Here is a 17,969-nt window from a genome sequence, read left to right as displayed (position 1 = left end):
CATCATATTGAACTGAACGGTTTAGTCAATTACTTTGACAAAATGTTGGAACGGTCCCATGCAGGAACCCGCCGAAGGAGGGCGGACATGAACGAGGCACTCGAACACGCCAAGGCGCGCGCCACGGACGGGAACGCCCCCTCTCCCGCCGAGCAGGACATGGAGGCGAAGAAGCGCCTCGACATCATCGACGGTGCCCGCCGCGTCTTCTTCCACAAGGGCTTCGATGGCGCGAGCATGGACGAGATCGCCCGCGCGGCCTCGGTCTCCAAGGCCACCATCTACGTCTATTTCCAGAGCAAGGCGGACCTGTTCCGCGCGCTGGTGGAGGCGGACCGCCGCCAGTCCGCCGAACGTCTCTTCGAGTTCGACGAGGCGGACGCGGACGTGGAGAGCCTGCTGAAGCGCATCGGCGTGTCCTTCATGAGCATGATGATCCGGCCGAACCACATCCGCCTCGTGCGCATGGTGTTCGGCGTGGCGGAGAAGTTTCCGGCCATCGGCCAGACCTTCTTCGAGACCGGCCCCTGCTACGGCGGGCGGCGTCTCGGGGAACTGCTCCAGCGGCAGGTGGAACTCGGCCGGCTCGACGTGGACGACTGCCAGGCCGCCGCCTTCGAGTTCTTCAACCTGTGCCAGGGCAATCAGGTGAAGGCGCTCATGTTCGGCGTGTCCGAAGGGCCGACGCCCGAGGACATCGAACGCACGGTCGGCCGCGCCGTCCGGGTGTTCCTCGCCGCCTACGGGCCGAAGGACAAGCCCGCCGGCTGAAGCCCTCGCGTTCGCGGGCGTTTCGGGTGGGCCTGACCGGCTTCCGGCCGTATCTTTGGCCATCGCATTCCCCTGCGCGGGAGAACCGATTGTCCGCGACGCACCGGCAGAACCGGGTGACGCCCCTCGGCATGTTCGAGGCGGTGCCCGCGCGCGGCCTGCTCATGGGCAACCGGGGCAATCTGCGCCGGCGGGACGGCACGCAGAAGATCTGGCACGCGCGCGGCTGGGTGTGCTGCGTTACATCCTTCCGGGGCCGGCGGATCGATCTTGATGATCCGCGCCGCTACACGCCGCTCTTCTTCATGGACGAGGCGGTGGCGCTGGCCGCCGGTCATCGGCCCTGCGGCGAATGCCGGCATGCGGATTATCAGGCGTTCAAGCAGGCGTGGCGCCGGGCCTTCGCCATTCCCGACGATGCTCCCCTGCATGCTGGCGACATGGACAAGGCGCTGCATAAGGCCCGCATCGCGCGCGGCCATCAGGTGACGCACGTCGCCGCCCTGCGCGATCTGCCCGCCGGCACCTTCGTGGCGCTGGACGAGCGGCCGGGCGAGGCCTTCCTCGTGGAGGCCGGCGCGCTCCATCGCTGGAGCCACGCCGGCTACGGCGCGCCTGTCCCGATCCCGGATACAGACGCCACCGTGCTCACGCCCCGGCCCACGGTGGCGGTGCTGCGGGCCGGCTATGCGCCGCGGATGGCGGCGCGGGGATGAGCGGCACCGCGGTCTGAAGGTGCCAAACCGCCCCCCGCCCGCTCACTCCGCCGCGGCGGCGATGGCCTTCAGCGGCCGTTCCACGTCGCGCACGAGGCTCTCGCGGGAGATTTCCGAGAGGTTGCGCGCGCCGGTGAGGGTCATGGCCACCCGCATCTCCTTGGCGAAGAGATCGATGACGTTCTCGACACCCTTCTGCCCCTCGGTAGCCAGCGCATAGATGAAGGCGCGGCCCAGCAGCACGCCGTCGGCGCCCTGCGCCACCATGCGCACCACGTCGAGGCCGGAACGGATGCCGGAATCGGCGAGGATGGCGAGGCTGCCCTTCACCTTGTCGGCGATGGGCGGCAGCGCGCGGGCCGAGGAGAGCACGCCGTCGAGCTGCCGGCCGCCATGGTTCGACACCACGATGCCGTCGGCGCCGAAGCGCACCGCGTCCTCGGCGTCCTCGGGATCGAGGATGCCCTTGATGACCATCGGGCCCTTCCAGAACTCGCGGATCCATTCAAGATCGCGCCAGCCGATGGAGGGATCGAAATTGGCGCCGAGCCAGCCGACATAATCCTCCAGCGTGGTCTTGTTGCCGCGATAGGCGGAGACGTTGCCGAGATCGTGCGGCGTGCCCATCAGGCCCACGTCATAGGCCCAGAAGGGATGCAGCGCCGCCTGCACCATGCGGCGCACGGCGGCGTTGGGGCCGGACATGCCGGAATGGGCATCGCGATAGCGCGCGCCGGGCACCGGCATGTCCACGGTGAAGACCAGCGTGCGGATGCCCGCCGCCCAGGCGCGCTCCAGCGCGTTCTTCATGAAGCCCCGGTCCTTCAGCACATAGAGCTGGAACCAGAAGGGCTTCTCCACCTTGGCGCGCACCTCCTCGATGGGGCACACCGAGACGGTGGAGAGGGTGAACTGGATGCCCTTGTCGAGCGCCGCCTTCGCCGCCTGCACCTCGCCACGGCGGGCGAACATCCCGCACAGGCCGACCGGGGCCAGCGCCATGGGCATGGCGAGCTTTTCGCCGAGCAGCGTCGTGGACAGGTCCACCTCGCCCACGCTCTTCAGCACCCGCTGGCGCAGGGCGAGCTGGGTGAGGTCGGAGACGTTGCGGCCCAGCGTCACTTCCGCATAGGCGCCGCCGTCGATGTAGTGGAACAGGAAGGGCGGCAGGCGCCGGCGGGCGGCTTCGCGATAGTCCGAGGCGGAGGAGATGATCACGGCGTCAGTTCTTTCTGTTGCTGGCGTTGGGCGACGCGGGAGGAGCGACGGCGGCGCGCCGCGTCGTCCTCGATCTCCCGCAGGGTTTCCTCGACGAATTCGAGATGCAGCAGCGCGGCCGTGCGCGCCTCTTCGGGCCGCCCCGCGATGATGGCGGCGGCGATGGCGCGGTGCTGGTCGTCCAGCGCCTGCGCGGTGCTCGGGATGAGGTAGAGCTTTTCGAGGCTGCGGGAGATGGAGTGGCGCAGGAGATCGAACAGACCCGCCATCACCTGCCGCATCACCGCATTGTGGGAGGCTTCCGCCACCGCCATGTGGAAGGCGGAATCGGCCTTGGCCTGCGTCTGCGCATCGGTGGCGGCGGCGGAGAGGACATTTTCCAGCGCCGCCTGAAGGTTCGCCTTGTCCTGCGGGCCGGCGCGCAGCGCGGCGTGAAAGGCCATGTCCGCGTCCAGCGACTTGCGGATCTCCATCACGTCATGCCAGTAGCCCGGCTCCCCCGCCGCCTCGGCCGCAAGCGGGCCAAGAGCCTCGGCCAGCGGTGCGTCAGCCGGCGCGGCCACATAGGTGCCCCCGCCCCTGCGGCTCACCAGCCGGCCCCGGCTCGACAGATGGCGGATGGCCTCGCGCAGCTTCGGCCGCGACACGTTCAGCTCCGCCGCCAGCGCCCGCTCGGCCGGCAGGCGCGCGCCGGGCTCGAGGCCGCGTTCGGCGATGAGGGCTTCGATGGTGTCGGTCAGGTCGGCCAAAGGGCGGCTCCCGCGCAGCATCGGGATATTGGTCAGTCCAATATGGTCGTGCGGCGCGGGAAAACTCTATGACTTGAGATTGGTCAGGCCGCAAGCGGAAAATTGGCCTGACCAATTTACGCACCCCGGCAGGCTCAGTCCGCCCATTCCGGGTCCGTGGTGAAGGCGATGGTGAGCCAGCGGTCGGGCGTGTCGCTGCCGATGGCGACGCCGATCTCGTCGCGGATCACGTCCCACTCTTCCAGCCGCATGGCCGGCCAGCCGTGGGGCACGATGAAGTAAAGCTCGATCTGCCGCCCCCGCCCCACCCGCGCGACATAGGAGCGGAAGGCGAGGAAGCCGTAGCGCGCCACGATGCCGGCCGCCACCTGATCCACATGCTCCTTCAGCGCCGGCGGGGTGACGAGGAGGATGTCCGCCAGCGCCTGCTTCACCGTGGCGAACGGCAGGGGGATGATGACGAGGCACACCACCGCCAGCGCCACCGGATCGATATAAGGCGAGATCCACGCGCGCGGCGTGCCCTCCACCGCGAGGCCGATGAGGAAGGCCACCAGCAGCGCGAAGGTGAGCCCGGCCGACATCAGCCACGCCTTGGCGTCGAGGGCGAGGAAATCGGATTTGATGGTCCTGTTCGCCCGCCGCACGACCAGCGCCATCGAGAGCGCCACCGCCACCGTGATGACCGCATAGAGGATGGCCTGGTCGAAATCGAGCGCCCGCCCGCCGGACATGAGGCTGCCCACGGCATTGATGAGCGCATAGACCGACGCGCTCATGAGCAGGATGCCGTTGAGCCCCAGCACCATGGGCTCCAGATGCCAGAACCCCATGGTGAAATGGGCGATGAACCCCTTGGCCGATGCCCCCGGTGCGGTGGAGGTCGCGATCAGCCGCGCCACCACGAGGGCGAGCACCGTCATGCTGGCGTCGGTGAGCGCGTAGACGCCGTCGAACACGATGGCATAGGAGCCCGACATCAGGCCGAACACGATGCCCAGCAGCGCCAGCATCAGGGTGACGCCGATGGATATGCGCAGCACCCCCTGCTCGGTCATCCCCGCCCCTCCCCGCGCCCCGGTTCGAGACACAGACTATCCCGCGCCGGCCCCGGCTTGAAACCGCCGCGTTGAGGCGGGAAGCCGCGTGCGCCCGCGTCTCCCTCATCCTGCGCAGGGCGCGCCGGCAGGGCATCGCTTTTCGTTATATGCGGATTGGAAAACGGTATTATTCCTCCCTATCCGGCCTTCCTAGAGTGACCATCGACTTTGCGCCAACCCAGCCTCGGGGCGGCTCGCCAAACATGCAAAAGCGATGCTCACATTCCCGAACGATGCCAAGCTTCTGATCTGCGGACAGCTGACCGACGGGGCGGACCATGTTCCGATCCTCGACAAGTTCAGCACCAAGCCCTGTGGCGTGGTCCACATCCCTTCGCGGGTACAGGTGCGCGAGACGGTGGTGCGCATGCACCGCGCCCATCTTGCCGACAGGCTCTCCCCCTATGAGCGCGGCCAGATTCTGGAGCGGGCGGCCGGCGAGGTCGCGGCGCGCGCGGAGCACCTCGTCGACATGCTCCAGCGGGAGGCGGGGTTTACCCGCTCCGACGCCCTCGGAGAAATCAACCGCACCGTCGACACGCTGAAGCTCTCCGCCATCGAGGCGCGCCTTCTCACGGGGGATGTGGTGCCTTTTGGCGGCGCGCCCGGCCAGAAGAACCGCTTCGGTCTCACCATCCGCGTGCCGGTGGGCATCGCCTGCGCCATCACGCCGTTCAATGCGCCGCTGAACACGGTGGCGCACAAGGTGGGTCCGGCGCTGGCAGGCGGCAACGCCATCATCATCAAGCCGTCGCTGCACACCCCCTCGCCCTCCAATTTCCTGGCGGAAGCGCTCATCGCCGCGGGCCTGCCCCCGGACCTGATCGCGGTGCTGCACGGCGGGGGCGAAGTCGTGCGCTGGATCGCCGAAGAGCCGCTGGTCAATTTCTTCGCCTTCACCGGCAGCACCGAGGTCGGCGGCATCATTCAGGGCTATGCCGGCCTGCGGCGGACGCAGATGGAGCTTGGCTCCATCGCCTGCACCTATATCGGCGATGACGCGGACCTCGATGCCGCATTGCCGAAGGTCGTCGCCGCCGCCTATCGCAAGGCGGGACAGGTGTGCACCTCCATCCAGCTTCTCATGGTGCATCAGGCGCGCCTTGCGGAGGTGGGAGAACGCCTGCGGCCGCTCGTCGAGGCCATCGCCTATGGCGATCCGCGCGATCCGAAGACCGGCATGGGTCCGGTCATCAGCCTCGAGTCCGCCGAGCGCATCGAACGCTGGATTGCCGAGGCGGAAGCCGCGGGCGCGCGCCGGCTCGTGGGCGGCCCCCGCCGAGGCGCGGTCGTGCCCCCCACCCTGCTCGAAGGGGTTTCCGCGTCCACGCCCCTCGGGTGCCGGGAGGTGTTTGGCCCGGTGATGTCGCTGGTGCCCGTCAGATCCCTGGACGACGCCATCGCCCGCATCAATTCCACCCCCTACGGCCTCGCCGCGGGCCTGTTCACCAACCGCATCGACGACGCGGTGAAGGCGGCCTTCGCGCTCAGGGTGGGCAACGTCTTCATCAACGAGACATCCAGCTCGCGGGTGGACCTCATGCCCTATGGCGGCTCGAAGGACAGCGGCTTCGGTCGGGAGGGACCGCGCCATGCAGTGCGCGAGATGACCGAGGAGCGCCTCGTCAGCTGGACCGTGTGAGCCCGCAGAAGCAACTCAGGGCCGGGAACAGAAAACAAAGAAAAACGAACACCGTTATGCGGTGAAGGGAGGACGACATGAAGAAGACGCCTTTGAACGGTTGGAAATCGTCTCTTGCGGTGACGCGCCGTCGTGCGCTCGCGGTCGGCGGAGGGCTGCTCATGCTGGCGGCCGCCGGCAGTGCACGCGCGGATGACGGACCGGTGAAGATCGGCATCATCACCCCCAAGCAGGGACCGAGCGCGGCCATCGGCCTGCACATGGCCCGGGGCGCGGAACTCGCCGTGGCGCTGGAGGGGGGCAAGGTCCTCGGCCGGCCGGTGGAGACCGTCTGGCTCGACGAGGCAAGCCCGCAGATTTCCCAGCAGAACATGCAGCGCATGGCCGACGAATATAAGGTCGCCGGTGTCGTCGGCGGCAATTCCAGCGCCGCGGTTCTGGCCATGATGAGCGTCGCCCAGCGCGAGAAGGTGCCGCTCATCGCCGCGGGCGCCGCCGCGCGCGAGATCACCGGCGCCAACTGCAACCGCTATACGTTCCGCACCCAGGCGCCGGCGCTGGTGCAGCTGAAAAGCGTGTTCGGCGACCTGAAGGGCAAGAAGATCTACTTCATGACGCCGTCCTACGCCTTCGGCCAGGACGTGCTGCGCTCGGCCCGCTCCCTGCTCCAGGAAGCCGGCGCCACCGAGGTCGGCAACGACGAGGTGCCGGTCAATACCGCGGACTACAGCTCCTACATCCTGAAGATCCGGCAGGCGAAGCCGGACGTTGTGGTGGGTGCGCTGGTCGGCCTCGACCTGTCCAACTTCATGAAGCAGTGGAACGAGCTGGGCATGAAGGGGCGCATCCCGATCTACGAGGTTGCGGTCAGCGACACCGACTTCTGGGATATCGGCGCCACCGCCGCCACCGGCACCCATGTGAAGCCCTGGTATTACAACGACCCCAAGAACAGCGAGCGCGAGAAGGCCTTCACCAAGGCGTATATCGAGAAGTACGGCCAGCCGCCCTCCGACAAGGCCTGGTCGGGCTGGGTCGCCATGCGCGCCCTGCTGGAATCCATCGACAAGGCGAAGTCCACGAGCCCGCAGGCGGTCGTGGCGGCGCTCGAGACCTGGCAGGCGAAGGACGGCGTCGTCCCCTACGGCTTCCGGGCCTTCGACCACCAGCTGGTGCGCCCCGCCGTGGTGGTGCGGCTGAAGGACAAGATCACCGACAAGTGGGACTACATGGACGTGGTGCGCTGGACCTCCGACACCGCGGACACGACCGAGAAGGCCTTCGGCACGAAGGCCGAGATCGGCTGCACCATGGACCCGTCCTAGGCCCTGACCGAACAACAAGCTGACCAGAACGGGAACGCGTCATGGAGATCATCCTGTCGCAGGCCGCCAACGGACTTGTATTGGGATTCATCTACGTCCTGATCGCCGTCGGCCTGTCCATCACCTTCGGCATGCTCGGCATCGTGAACTTCGCCCACGGCGCGTTCTTCGCGCTGGGAGCCTATTTCGCCTACGAGCTGAAGATGCGGTTCGGCTGGCCTGCGGTGGTGTTCGCGCCCCTGCTGGTGGCGGCCATCGGCATCGTGGTCGAAATCGTGGTGATCCGGCGTCTCTACGGCAAGGACCCGCTGGTCAGCCTTGTCATCACCTTCGCCCTGGCGCTCCTGATCGAGGCGATCATCCGCTTCGTCTGGGGCGCCGACGGCAAGCCGCTTGCGCCGCCGGAGTTCCTGAGCGGCTTCGTCGAGCTCGGCCCCATCTTCATGACGCAGTACCGCGTGGCTGTCCTCGGCTTCACCATCCTCGCGCTCGTGGCGTTGTGGGCCTTCATGAACTTCACGCCCTACGGCCGCATCCTGAAGGCCGGCAGCCGCGATCCTGAAATGGTGGACATGCTCGGCATCAACCTGCCGCTCGTGCTCACCGGCGTGTTCGGCCTCGGCTGCGGTCTCGCCGCTCTCGCCGGAGTGCTCGCCGGCCCGCTGTGGACGGTGTCTCCCTCCATGGCCGCCAACGCCATCATGCCCGCCTTCGTCATCGTCGCCATCGGCGGTCTCGGCTCCTTCGCCGGAGCGCTGGTGGCGGGCCTCGCGGTGGGGGTCGTCATGTCCCTCACCATCCAGTTCTGGCCCCAGGCCTCCACCGCCTCGATGTATGCCCTGATGCTTCTCGTGCTCCTGCTGCGTCCGCGCGGCCTGCTCGGCACCCGCTGGGAGCGTTTCGAATGAAACCGCTCCTGCGTGCACTCACTTCGCCGGTGGCGATTGCCGGCGTGACGCTCGTCGCCCTCACCGGCCTCGCCGTCCTCACCGGCGCCGCCATCAACCACGTCACCCAGATCGCCATCTATGCGCTCTACGCCGTGGGCGTGAATGTGCTGATCGGGTATCTCGGGCTGGTGCCGTTCGGCGCCTCCCTGTTCTTCGGCTGCGCGAGCTACGCGGTGGCGCTCACCCTGGGGCGCGTCCTCGGCAACGAGATACTGGCGCTCGCCTGGGCCATCCTGTTCTCGCTGCTGCTGTCCGCGGTGCTGGGGGCCATCATCCTGCGGCGCAAGGGGCTCTATTTCTCGCTCATCACCCTCGCCTGCTCGCAGGTGGCGTTCGAGATCGCCTTCAAGTGGACCGAGATGACGGGCGGCGAGAACGGCATCCAGAACGTGCCGCGCCCGCTGTTCCCCGATGCCGTCGCCTTCCACTGGTTCACGCTGGTGGTGGTGGTGCTCGGCCTCGCCGTGCTGTGGCAGCTGGCGCACACGCCATTCGGCCGGCTGATGCAGGCCGTGCGCGACAACGAGCAGCGCACCACCATGCTCGGCTACAACACCTTCGTCATCCGCTGGATCGGCTTCTGCATCAGCGGCATGGCGGTGGGCGCGGCGGGCGGTCTCCTCGCCATGATGCTCCAGGGCGCCTATGCCGACAACATGAGCTGGCAGCGGGCCGGCGACCCGGTGCTGATGGCGGCGCTCGGCGGCGTGCACCATTTCCTCGGCCCGATCTGGGGCGCCATCACGTTCCTCATCCTGGAGAACGAGCTCAGCGTCATCACCGAAAACTGGTGGCTGATCTTCGCGCCCATCATCATCATGTTCGCGCTTTTGTCGCCGGAAGGCATGGCCGGCATCGTCCAGCGCTTGCGCCGGCGCGAAGGCTGGGCGCTGACCCGCAAGGGCATTCCCCCGCGTCCCGCCGTCATCCGTCCCTATGTGTCGGCGCTGGCCGGCAGGGGCGCGGCGTCGAGCGAGCCGGTGCTCTCGGTGCGCGGGCTGAGCAAGAAGTTCGGCTCCATCGTGACGCAGGCCGACATCTCCCTCGATGTCCACGCCAACCAGCTGCACAGCATCATCGGCCCCAACGGCGCGGGAAAGACCACCTTCTTCAACATCCTCACCGGGCTCATCCGTCCGGATGACGGCCGCATCCTGTTCGAAGGCGCGGACATCACGACGCTGAAGCCGCACCAGCGCGCCCAGCGCGGCATCGCCCGCTCGTTCCAGATCCTCAGCGTGTTCCCGCATCTCACCGTGTTCGAGAATGTGCGGATCGCCGTCGCCCGTTCCCGCGGCTTCTGGCACGGCTGGTGGCGCGACGCCTACCGCGATGACGAGACCAACATGAAGGTGTGGTCCGCCCTCGCCGCCGTGGGCCTCGCCGACCGGGCGGCGGACCTGTCCTCCGAACTCTCCCACGGCGAGAACCGCCTTCTGGAGATCGCCATCACCCTCGCCGGCAACGCCTCGGTGCTGCTGCTCGACGAGCCGCTGGCGGGCCTCGCCGAGACCGACCGAAAGGTGGTGAGCGACCTCATCGTGCGCCTGTCCAGGAGCCACACGGTGATGCTCATCGAGCACGACATCGATCGCGTGCTCTCCCTGTCGGATCGCATCACCGTGCTGCACCAGGGTCGGCTCATCGCCGATGGCAAGCCGCAGGTCGTGGCCCGCAATCCCGAGGTCATCTCCGCCTACATGGGCAAGGCCAAGGGCGACGCCGGCACCGAACGCGAGAGCGTGCGCCCGCAGGCCCGCGCGGAGGCTCCCGCCGCCGCGAAGCCGGTGCTCCTCTCCTTCAAGGACGTCTGCGCCGGCTACGGCGGCGGCACGGTGCTGGAAGGCCTGGATCTGGAGGTGCGGGAATCCGAGGTGGTGGCGCTGCTCGGCCGCAACGGCGTCGGCAAGACCACGGCGCTGCGCACCATGATGGGCGCCATCCACGCCCACGAAGGGCGCGTCACCTTCGCCGGCGAGGACATCACGGCGCTGCGGGCGGACCGCATCAACCGCATGGGCATTTCCATCGTGCCCGAGGGCCGGCGGCTGTTCCCCAATCTCACGGTGCAGGAAAACCTGGCGTTGGCCGCCCGCGCGGGTGGTGCCGGGCTGGACGAGGTCTGCGATCTCTTCCCCAAGCTGCGCATCCTCATGCGCAACAAGGCAGAGAACCTTTCCGGCGGCGAGCGGCAGATGGTGGCCATCGCCCGCGCCCTGATGGTGCCGAGCCGCCTCATCCTGCTCGACGAGCCCTATGAGGGCCTCGCCCCGGCCGTGGTGCAGGAGGTGAAGGAGGCGGTGCTGAAGCTCACCACGCGGGCCAGTCTCGTCATCGTCGAGCACCACGCGGAGGAGGTGCTGGCCATGGCCGACCGTGCCTACGTGCTGGTCAACGGCCAGGTCGCCTTCGCCGGCGCGGCGCAGACCCTCGCCCACGACATCGCCTTGCAGGACCGCCTGCTCGGCATCGCGGCCGCCTGATCTCTTTCACAAACAGCGGCGGGCGCGGGCCTGCCACGGAGAAGACGAAAATGACCCTTGTCGTTGCCGAACCCCATGCCCACGCCGACGCCACCAGCAAGCCCGAGGCGGTGACGCGCAATCTCGGCGAACTGTTGTGGATCCAGTATCCCGGCCATCACGGACAGGCGCTCTCCAAGGCCATCGTCACGCCGGACCTCGTGGGCAGCCGCTTCTTCGACCACCGCATCTCCTGCTACGAGCCGGGCGCGTTCGTGGAGAGCCATGTCCACAAGGTGCAGGAGCAGATCTATCACGTGCTCTCCGGCGAGGGCGTGCTGGTGGTGGATGGCGAGCGCCGCCTCGTGCGGTCCAACGACGTCACCTACATCCCGCCCGGTGTGGTCCACGAATTCCACTGCACCGGCACCGACACGCTGGTGTTCCTCGTCATCACCAGCCCGCCCACCGACGAAGATCCGGCGGCACAGGGCGGAGCCGGCGCATGAGCCGCATTCTCGTCACCGGCGGCGGCGGCTGGCTCGGCAGCGCCATCGTCCGCGCCCTCCTGGCGCGCGGCCACGCGGTGATCGCCACCGACGTGGTGATCCCCCCGGCGCTGGAGGCGCTCGCCGCCTCCGACCCGCGCCTGACCTGCGCCACCGCGGATCTCGGCGAATGGCCGCAGGTGGTGGGCCTGTTCCGCGCCCATGCCCCCGACGCGGTCGTGCACTGCGCGGCCATCGTGGGCGTCGTCCAGTGCGCCGACCTGCCGCTGAAGGCCATGCGCGTCAATGTGGAAGGCGCGGTCAACGTGTTCGAGGCCATGCGCCTCTCCGGCGTGAAGCGGATGGTGCACGTCAGCACCGAGGAAACCTACGGCGACTTCACCGCGCCGATGATCGACGAGGACCACCCGCAGAAGCCCACCAGCATCTACGGCCTCACCAAGCTGGCGGTGGAGCACTATGGGCGCGCCTACGGGCGCGACCACGGCCTCGAATGCATCAATGTGCGCACCTGCTGGGTCTACGGTCCGCATCTGCCGCGCCCGCGGATGCCCAAGACCTATATCGACGCCGCGCTGAAGGGTGAGGCACTGCGCATTCCGGCCGGCGGCGATCTGGCCGTGGACCAGGTCTACATCTCCGACACCGTGGCCGGCGTGGTGCTGGCGCTGGAGAAGGCCGAGCACCGCTTCGACGCCTACAACATCGCCACCGGCGCCGCGCCCACCCTCGCCGACGTGGCGGGGCTGGTGAATGCCGCCGTCCCCGGCGCGCGCATCACGGTGGACCCCGGCCCCTATCTCCACGGCGGCCGCATCCTGACCGCGCGCAAGGGTGCGCTCGACATCTCCCGCGCCCGCGCCGAACTCGGCTACGCGCCCCAATACGACATCGCCCGCGGCATCGCCGAGATGATCGCCATCAGCCGGGCCGCAGCCGGCCTCTGAAAGGAATGCGCACCATGAGGCCCCTGGCCATCGTCATCGGCGGAACCCGCGGGATCGGCCTGTCCTGCGTCAACCGCCTCGTCGCCGACGGATACGCCGTCGCCAGCACCTATGTCTCGGCCGGGGCCCCGCCCGAGCAGGCCCACGTGCGCGCCTATGCGGCGGACGTGACGGACGAAGCCTCCGTCGCGGCCCTGTTCGCGGCGGCGAAGGCCGATTTCGGGACCGCGCCGCGCGCCGTGGTGGTGAATGCCGGCGTCAACGTGCCGCCCGCCCCGCTCGCCGATTTCCCGAGCGCGGATTTCGCCCGGCTCCTGAGCGTGAACCTCACCGGCGCCTTCAATGCGCTGCGCGAGGCGGCGCGCCATGTGGAGGACGAGGGGGCCATCGTCGCGCTCTCCACCTCGCTGGTGCGCCGGCCGCTGCCGGGAGCCGGCCCCTACATCGCCTCCAAGGCGGCGGTGGAGGCGCTGGTCCGCTCGCTCGCCATCGAGCTGGCACCCCGCCGCGTGCGGGTGAATGCGGTGGCGCCGGGGCCGGTCGATACCGACCTCTTCCGCTCTGGCAAGAGTGATGAGGCGGTGAAGCGCTCCGCCGCCCTGAGCCTGTTCAATCGGGTCGGCCATGCGGATGAGATCGCCGAGGTGGTCGGCTTCCTCGTGTCGTCGAAGGCGAGCTGGATGGACGGGCAGATCGTCCAGCCCAACGGCGGCTTGGTCTGAGCTGCCGCCATGCCCGCGCCCGCCCCACTGTCCAGCGCCGTCCCGCGCCAGCCCGCTTCCGCCTCAGGCGTGAGCGGCGATGCGTGGCGGCTCCGGCGTGGCCCGCTCGGGCTCTTCCGGATCGGACAGCTCGACCCCCTGCCACCGGCCGCGCTCGACCAGCTCGCGGACCAGCTGGATCAGTTCCGCCCGCACCAGCGCGGTCGCGTCGGACATCTTGTCGGCGGGCTGGGAGAACAGGTAGTTGGGCCGGGTGATGGACGCGTTGCTGATGCGCAGGCAGCGCCAGTTCTTGCTCTGCGCGGACCCATGCACATGCACCGCCGCCATGGGCTTGATGGTGGCGCCCATGCCCTGGGACAGGCACGACATCAGGAGCGGCAGGGAGTCGATTTCGGCGAGGGGCATCAGCTTGATGTTGAGCCGCTCGTACTCGATCTCGATGCGCCGTCTCAAACCATGTCCCTGGCTGGGCAGGATCAGGGGCAGGTCGACGATCTCCTCCAGCGTGATGGTGTCGCGCAGGCGTGGGAAGAGCGGGCTGTTGCAGGGCAGGATGACGAACAATTCCTCGGTCAGCAGCGCCGTGCGGCTCCAGTCCGGCACGGCGGCGGGACCGAACAGGATGGCGAGGTCCAGCTGACCGCTGATGGCCATGTGCTGGATGTGGCCGCTCAGCCCCTCCACGATGTTCACGCAGACGCCCGGAAACCGCTCCTGCATCCGCTCGATCAACGGCATGCCCACTTGGCACAAGGTGGTGGGCGCGAGGCCGACGCTGACCCGGCCGGTGGTCTCCGCCGTGTTCTGGCGGGCGAGCGCCAGGGCATGGTCCAGCTGGCGCAGGATGAACTTGGCGTGGCGGAACAGGGTGTGGCCGTTGCTGGTGGGGCTCACGCCCTTGGCGGAGCGCACCAGCAGAGGTGCACCGACCTCCTGCTCCAGCCGCGCGATCTGCTGGCTCAGGGCCGGCTGGGCGATGAGAAGCTGGCGCGAGGCCTTGGCGAAGCCCCCGCACTCCACGATCGCGACGAAATACTTGAGCTGTCGCGTATCCATGCGCGCGTTCCCTCCTCCACCCGTTCTTCTTCTGGCCGCCACTCCGGCTGGCACGAGCGGATGCCCTGGAGAGACGGCGCCCGCAATGAAGCGCCTATTCGGCAATGTCGCAAGAGCTTTGACGCTCCGCCTCCTGATACCGCAGGACCGGCGAATAGCTCGTTCCGCGCCGCTTCCGGAGGAACGAGCGAGCCCCAACACCCACCGTCATTTCATATTGCGAGTTCATATATCGCATTATGAAGTGAACCCGAGATCAAGAGAAACGGCGCCGGGCGCCGGTCAAGGAAGAGGACACTCCCATGCCCAAGGGCGCAGAACTCATCACCGAATTCCTCATCAAGGAAAAAGTGCCTTACGTGGTCGGCATCTGCGGGCACGGCAATGTGGGCATGCTGGACGTGCTGCATCAGGCCCGCGCGGACATCACGCTCATTTCGCCCCGGCATGAGCAGGTCGCCGCTCACATGGCGGATGGCTATTTCCGGGTGAAGCACGCGCCGCTGGCCACCCTCACCTCCTGCGGTCCCGGCTCCGCCAACATGGTGATGGGCACGGCGGTGGCGCTCACCGATTCCTCCGCCTTCCTCGCCATCACCGCCAACGTGCCCACCAGCCAGTTCAACCGCAGCCCGTTCCAGGAGCTGAACCGGCACAACCAGGCTGACTTCGCCAACGTCATGCGCCCGGTGGTGAAGCGCTCGTTCCAGCCGACGCGGGTGGACATGCTTCCGCTGGCCCTGCGCCAGTCCATGAGCACCATGCTGTCGGGCCGGCCCGGACCGGTCAATCTCGACGTGCCGTTCAACGTGTTCCAGGAAGAGGCCGATATCGGCCTCGAACCCGGCGCGCCCGCACTCATCAACGAGCGCCGCAGCGCCGCGGCACCGGAGGACGTGGCGACCGCCGTCGACCTCATGCTCGCCGCCGAGCGGCCCGTGCTGTTCATCGGCCACGGCGTCGCCCTCTCCGAGGCCGCGGAGGAGCTCACGGCGCTGGCGCAGCGTCTCTCCATTCCCGTCATCAGCTCGCCGAACGGCATGGGCTGCCTCGACATGGAGGACCCGCTCTCCCTCGGCTTCATCGGCCGCAACGGCGCCTATCCCGCCAACCAGGCCGGGCGCACCTGCGATCTGGTGATCGCCGTGGGCGCGCGGTTCGACGATCGTTCGGCCTCCTCCTGGATGCCCGGCTATTCCTGGAACTTCCCCACCTCCAAGCTCATCCATGTGGACGTGGATCACGCCGAGATCGGCCGCAACTACGCCCCGACCCTGCCCATCCTCGCCGATGCCCGCTCCTTCCTGCGCCAGGTGCTGGCGGAGCTGGACCGGCGCAATCTCGCCCCCGGCGCGCGGCTGGCCCCGTGGCACGCGTCCATCGCCGGATGGCGGTCGGAGTGGGATGCGTTCGTCGCGCCCAATTTCGACATCGACAGCACGCCCATCCGCCCGGAGGCCATCGTGCGCGCCTGCGCCGAGGTGCTGCCGGACGACGCCATCCTCACCTTCGATGCAGGCGTTCACCACAACTGGTTCATGCAGTTCTGGAAGGCCCGCCGGCCCCAGACCATGCTCAACAGCTGGGGCTATTCGGGCATGGGCTTCGGCCCGGCGAGCGCGCTCGGCGCGAAGCTCGCGGCGCCGGACCGGCCGGTCATCTCGGTGTGCGGCGACGGCGGCTTCACCATGGTGCCGCACGTGCTGTGCACGGCGGTGGAGTACAACATCCCCGTGGTCTGGGTGGTGTGGAACAACTTCGCCTGGGGCGCCATCCGCGACATCCAGTATGGCCTGTTCGAGGGCCGCGAGCTGGGCACCGCCTTCTATCGCGGCGAGAACGGCGAGCCCTACAATCCGGACTTCGCGCTGTGGGCCAAGGCGGCGGGCGTCGAGGCCGTCACCATCACCCGCACCGCCGATTTCGCCGAGGCCCTGCGCATCGCGGTCGCGTCCGGCCGGCCCTATCTGATCGACGTGCATGTGGACGCCAATGTCCGCCCGCCCGCGACCGGCGCCTGGGCGCTGCCCCCTGTTCCGCACAAGGAGCCGGTGTTCGGCCGCCGCCTGCTGCCCGGCGATCTCGACCATGCGTTCTGAAGACCAGAGCGGCCCCGCCGCCGCGTCGGAGGCCTACGACGTGGTGGTGATCGGCGCCGGGGCGGCCGGCCTCGCTGCGGCGGCCACCGCGGCAGCGCGGGGGCTGTCCGTGGCCGTGGTGGAGAGTTCGCCCTTCGTGGGCGGCACCTCCGCCATTTCCGGCGGCATGGTCTGGGCGCCGGGCAACGACAAATCCCCGCAATTGAACGACAGCCCGGACGCCGTGCGGCGCTATCTCGGCGCCACCGTGCCGGGAGATGCGGGGCGGGAGGCGCGGGAGGCCTTTCTTGCGCGCGCCGGGGAGGCCGTCGCCTTTCTGGAGCGCAACACCGCCGTGCGGCTGCGGCCGGTCGCGTCCTATCCGGACTATTATCCCGACACGCCGGGGGCGACGGCCGGCGGCCGGGTGCTGGAGCCGGTACCGTTCGATGCGCGCCGCCTGGGCCAGGCCTTCGCCCTGCTTCGGCCGCCCCTGCCGGAATTCACCCTGTTCGGCGGCATGATGGTGAGCCGCGCCGACATCCCCCACTTCCGCAAGGTGGGGCGCTCCCTGAAATCGACGCTCCGTGTCGCCCGGCTGATGGCCGCCTATGCCCTCCAGCGGCTCTCCGCCCCGCGCGGGACCACCCTCTATCTCGGCAACGCGCTCATGGCGGCGCTGCTGCGCTCCGTCCTCGACCGGAAGGTGACGCTGCTGCTCGCGACGGCGGCGGTCGCGCTGGAACGGGACGAGAATGGCCGCGTCTGCGGCGTCACGGTGGAGAAGAACGGCGCGCGCAGGGTCCTGCGCGCCAGACGCGGTGTCTGCCTCGCCTCGGGCGGATGCTCGCGGGACGACGCGCTCCGGGCCGCGCACCTTCCGGCGACCGCCGGCCGCCTCACCGCCACCGTCGCTTCCGGCGCGCCCGCTGGCGGCGTGCGGCTGGCGCTGGAGGCTGGCGCCCGCCTCGCCGAGCCGGCGGGCAACAATGCGTTCTGGGTGCCCGCCTCGCGCTTCCGCCGTGCCGACGGCAGTGAGGCCGTGTTTCCCCACACCGTGACGGATCGCGGCAAGCCCGGCCTCATCGCGGTGGACGCGACGGGCCGGCGCTTCGTCAACGAGGCCTTGTCCTATCACGAGTTCGTCCTCGCCATGCTGCGCGCGGGCAACCGGGCCGTGCCGGCCTTTCTGATCTGCGACAAGCACTTCCTGTGGACCTACGGCCTCGGCCGCATCCGCCCCTTTGCCCTGTCGGTGCAGGCAGAGCTGGACAGCGGCTATCTGAAGACAGGCGCCACCATCGAGGCGCTCGCCGAGCGCATCGGCGTGCCGCCGGACGTGCTCGCGGCCACGGTGACGCGCTTCAACGCCCATGCACGGGAGGGAAAAGACCCCGAGTTCGGGCGCGGCGGCGACATCTACCAGCGCCATTTCGGCGATGCGGACATCAAGCCCAATCCCAATGTGGCGCCCATCACCGCCGCCCCGTTCTACGCGGTGGCGGTGCATCCGGCCGATCTCGGCATGTCGCTCGGCCTCGCCACAGACGCCGGGGCGCGGGTGCTCGACGCGAGCGGCACGGCCATTCCCGGCCTCTACGCCTGCGGCAACGACATGAATTCCATCATGAACGGGGCCTATCCCGGCCCCGGCATCACGCTCGGGCCAGCCATCACCTTCGGCTACGTCGCTGCCACCAACCTCGCCGCAGCCTGACCCC

At 68.7% G+C, this 17,969-nt stretch carries 15 protein-coding genes; 11 read left to right on the top strand and 4 right to left on the bottom strand.

The genetic code is table 11. The features are described from left to right. The first annotated feature begins 87 nt into the window (after nucleotides 1-87). Nucleotides 88-771: a TetR/AcrR family transcriptional regulator gene (locus V5F74_RS19505; RefSeq protein WP_394009735.1), complete on the top strand. Its 684-nt coding sequence runs from the start codon at nucleotides 88-90 to the stop codon at nucleotides 769-771. An 89-nt stretch (nucleotides 772-860) separates the two neighbouring features. Next, the gene (locus V5F74_RS19500) at nucleotides 861-1,487 is read left to right on the top strand and encodes a hypothetical protein (RefSeq protein WP_394009734.1); all 627 of its coding nucleotides are present in this window, start codon (nucleotides 861-863) and stop codon (nucleotides 1,485-1,487) included. Nucleotides 1,488-1,529: 42 nt separating this feature from the next. Here the strand turns inward: V5F74_RS19500 and lldD are convergent, their stop codons facing one another. From lldD to V5F74_RS19485, 3 genes are all read right to left on the bottom strand, one after another. Beyond that, a complete protein-coding gene (gene lldD / locus V5F74_RS19495) occupies nucleotides 1,530-2,705 on the bottom strand; it encodes an FMN-dependent L-lactate dehydrogenase LldD (protein ID WP_394009733.1) in 1,176 nt (391 codons plus the stop codon). Then, nucleotides 2,702-3,454 (bottom strand): FCD domain-containing protein, encoded by a 753-nt coding sequence (locus V5F74_RS19490; protein WP_394009732.1) that lies wholly within the window; start codon nucleotides 3,452-3,454, stop codon nucleotides 2,702-2,704. Before V5F74_RS19490 ends, lldD begins: the two co-directional genes overlap by 4 nt. A 134-nt stretch (nucleotides 3,455-3,588) precedes the next feature. Then, the gene (locus V5F74_RS19485) at nucleotides 3,589-4,512 is read right to left on the bottom strand and encodes a cation diffusion facilitator family transporter (RefSeq protein WP_394009731.1); all 924 of its coding nucleotides are present in this window, start codon (nucleotides 4,510-4,512) and stop codon (nucleotides 3,589-3,591) included. 256 nt (nucleotides 4,513-4,768) lie between these two features. Between V5F74_RS19485 and V5F74_RS19480 the strand changes: the two genes are divergently transcribed. The 7 genes from V5F74_RS19480 to V5F74_RS19450 all read left to right on the top strand — a co-directional run bounded on the left by V5F74_RS19480 (nucleotide 4,769) and on the right by V5F74_RS19450 (nucleotide 13,111). Further along, nucleotides 4,769-6,196 (top strand): aldehyde dehydrogenase family protein, encoded by a 1,428-nt coding sequence (locus V5F74_RS19480; protein ID WP_394009730.1) that lies wholly within the window; start codon nucleotides 4,769-4,771, stop codon nucleotides 6,194-6,196. Nucleotides 6,197-6,273: 77 nt separating this feature from the next. After that, a complete protein-coding gene (locus V5F74_RS19475; RefSeq protein WP_394009729.1) occupies nucleotides 6,274-7,521 on the top strand; it encodes an ABC transporter substrate-binding protein in 1,248 nt (415 codons plus the stop codon). A gap of 41 nt (nucleotides 7,522-7,562) precedes the next feature. After that, complete coding sequence (locus V5F74_RS19470) at nucleotides 7,563-8,429, top strand: branched-chain amino acid ABC transporter permease (protein WP_029556510.1); 867 nt, start codon at nucleotides 7,563-7,565, stop codon at nucleotides 8,427-8,429. Continuing rightward, a complete protein-coding gene (locus tag V5F74_RS19465; protein ID WP_394009728.1) occupies nucleotides 8,426-10,954 on the top strand; it encodes a branched-chain amino acid ABC transporter ATP-binding protein/permease in 2,529 nt (842 codons plus the stop codon). The genes V5F74_RS19470 and V5F74_RS19465 overlap by 4 nt, the downstream gene beginning before the upstream one ends. A 50-nt stretch (nucleotides 10,955-11,004) precedes the next feature. After that, entirely contained in the window at nucleotides 11,005-11,442 is a 438-nt protein-coding gene (locus V5F74_RS19460; RefSeq protein WP_394009727.1) for a cupin domain-containing protein, read from the top strand. Then, nucleotides 11,439-12,389 carry an NAD-dependent epimerase/dehydratase family protein gene (locus V5F74_RS19455; protein ID WP_029556507.1) on the top strand — a complete coding sequence of 317 codons (951 nt, stop codon included), beginning with the start codon at nucleotides 11,439-11,441 and terminating at the stop codon, nucleotides 12,387-12,389. Before V5F74_RS19460 ends, V5F74_RS19455 begins: the two co-directional genes overlap by 4 nt. Before the next feature lie 14 nt (nucleotides 12,390-12,403). Further along, nucleotides 12,404-13,111, top strand: a complete 708-nt coding sequence (locus V5F74_RS19450; protein ID WP_245279309.1) for an SDR family oxidoreductase — start codon at nucleotides 12,404-12,406, stop codon at nucleotides 13,109-13,111. Between the two features lie 63 nt (nucleotides 13,112-13,174). Here the strand turns inward: V5F74_RS19450 and V5F74_RS19445 are convergent, their stop codons facing one another. After that, entirely contained in the window at nucleotides 13,175-14,170 is a 996-nt protein-coding gene (locus V5F74_RS19445) for a LysR substrate-binding domain-containing protein (protein WP_051678922.1), read from the bottom strand. Nucleotides 14,171-14,472: 302 nt separating this feature from the next. Here V5F74_RS19445 and V5F74_RS19440 point away from each other — a divergent pair, with 302 nt between their 5' ends. Continuing rightward, entirely contained in the window at nucleotides 14,473-16,269 is a 1,797-nt protein-coding gene (locus V5F74_RS19440; RefSeq protein ID WP_394009726.1) for a thiamine pyrophosphate-binding protein, read from the top strand. Next, nucleotides 16,259-17,965 carry an FAD-dependent oxidoreductase gene (locus V5F74_RS19435; RefSeq protein ID WP_394009725.1) on the top strand — a complete coding sequence of 569 codons (1,707 nt, stop codon included), beginning with the start codon at nucleotides 16,259-16,261 and terminating at the stop codon, nucleotides 17,963-17,965. The genes V5F74_RS19440 and V5F74_RS19435 overlap by 11 nt, the downstream gene beginning before the upstream one ends. The last annotated feature ends 4 nt before the right edge of the window (nucleotides 17,966-17,969 follow it).

This window comes from Xanthobacter aminoxidans (assembly GCF_043193615.1).
Taxonomy (GTDB): Bacteria; Pseudomonadota; Alphaproteobacteria; order Rhizobiales; family Xanthobacteraceae; genus Xanthobacter; species Xanthobacter aminoxidans.
This window is presented reverse-complemented; position numbering and strand designations above follow the sequence as displayed.

What these genes read in the sequence shown, in the direction of transcription:
- V5F74_RS19435 (WP_394009725.1), top strand. Translation starts at nt 16,259, where the DNA reads ATGCGTTCTGAAGACCAGAGCGGCCCCGCCGCCGCGTCGGAGGCCTAC.
- V5F74_RS19465 (WP_394009728.1), top strand. Translation starts at nt 8,426, where the DNA reads ATGAAACCGCTCCTGCGTGCACTCACTTCGCCGGTGGCGATTGCCGGC.
- V5F74_RS19450 (WP_245279309.1), top strand. Translation starts at nt 12,404, where the DNA reads ATGAGGCCCCTGGCCATCGTCATCGGCGGAACCCGCGGGATCGGCCTG.
- V5F74_RS19440 (WP_394009726.1), top strand. Translation starts at nt 14,473, where the DNA reads ATGCCCAAGGGCGCAGAACTCATCACCGAATTCCTCATCAAGGAAAAA.
- V5F74_RS19470 (WP_029556510.1), top strand. Translation starts at nt 7,563, where the DNA reads ATGGAGATCATCCTGTCGCAGGCCGCCAACGGACTTGTATTGGGATTC.
- V5F74_RS19485 (WP_394009731.1), bottom strand. Translation starts at nt 4,512, where the DNA reads ATGACCGAGCAGGGGGTGCTGCGCATATCCATCGGCGTCACCCTGATG.
- V5F74_RS19480 (WP_394009730.1), top strand. Translation starts at nt 4,769, where the DNA reads ATGCTCACATTCCCGAACGATGCCAAGCTTCTGATCTGCGGACAGCTG.
- V5F74_RS19445 (WP_051678922.1), bottom strand. Translation starts at nt 14,170, where the DNA reads ATGGATACGCGACAGCTCAAGTATTTCGTCGCGATCGTGGAGTGCGGG.
- V5F74_RS19505 (WP_394009735.1), top strand. Translation starts at nt 88, where the DNA reads ATGAACGAGGCACTCGAACACGCCAAGGCGCGCGCCACGGACGGGAAC.
- V5F74_RS19455 (WP_029556507.1), top strand. Translation starts at nt 11,439, where the DNA reads ATGAGCCGCATTCTCGTCACCGGCGGCGGCGGCTGGCTCGGCAGCGCC.
- V5F74_RS19475 (WP_394009729.1), top strand. Translation starts at nt 6,274, where the DNA reads ATGAAGAAGACGCCTTTGAACGGTTGGAAATCGTCTCTTGCGGTGACG.
- V5F74_RS19460 (WP_394009727.1), top strand. Translation starts at nt 11,005, where the DNA reads ATGACCCTTGTCGTTGCCGAACCCCATGCCCACGCCGACGCCACCAGC.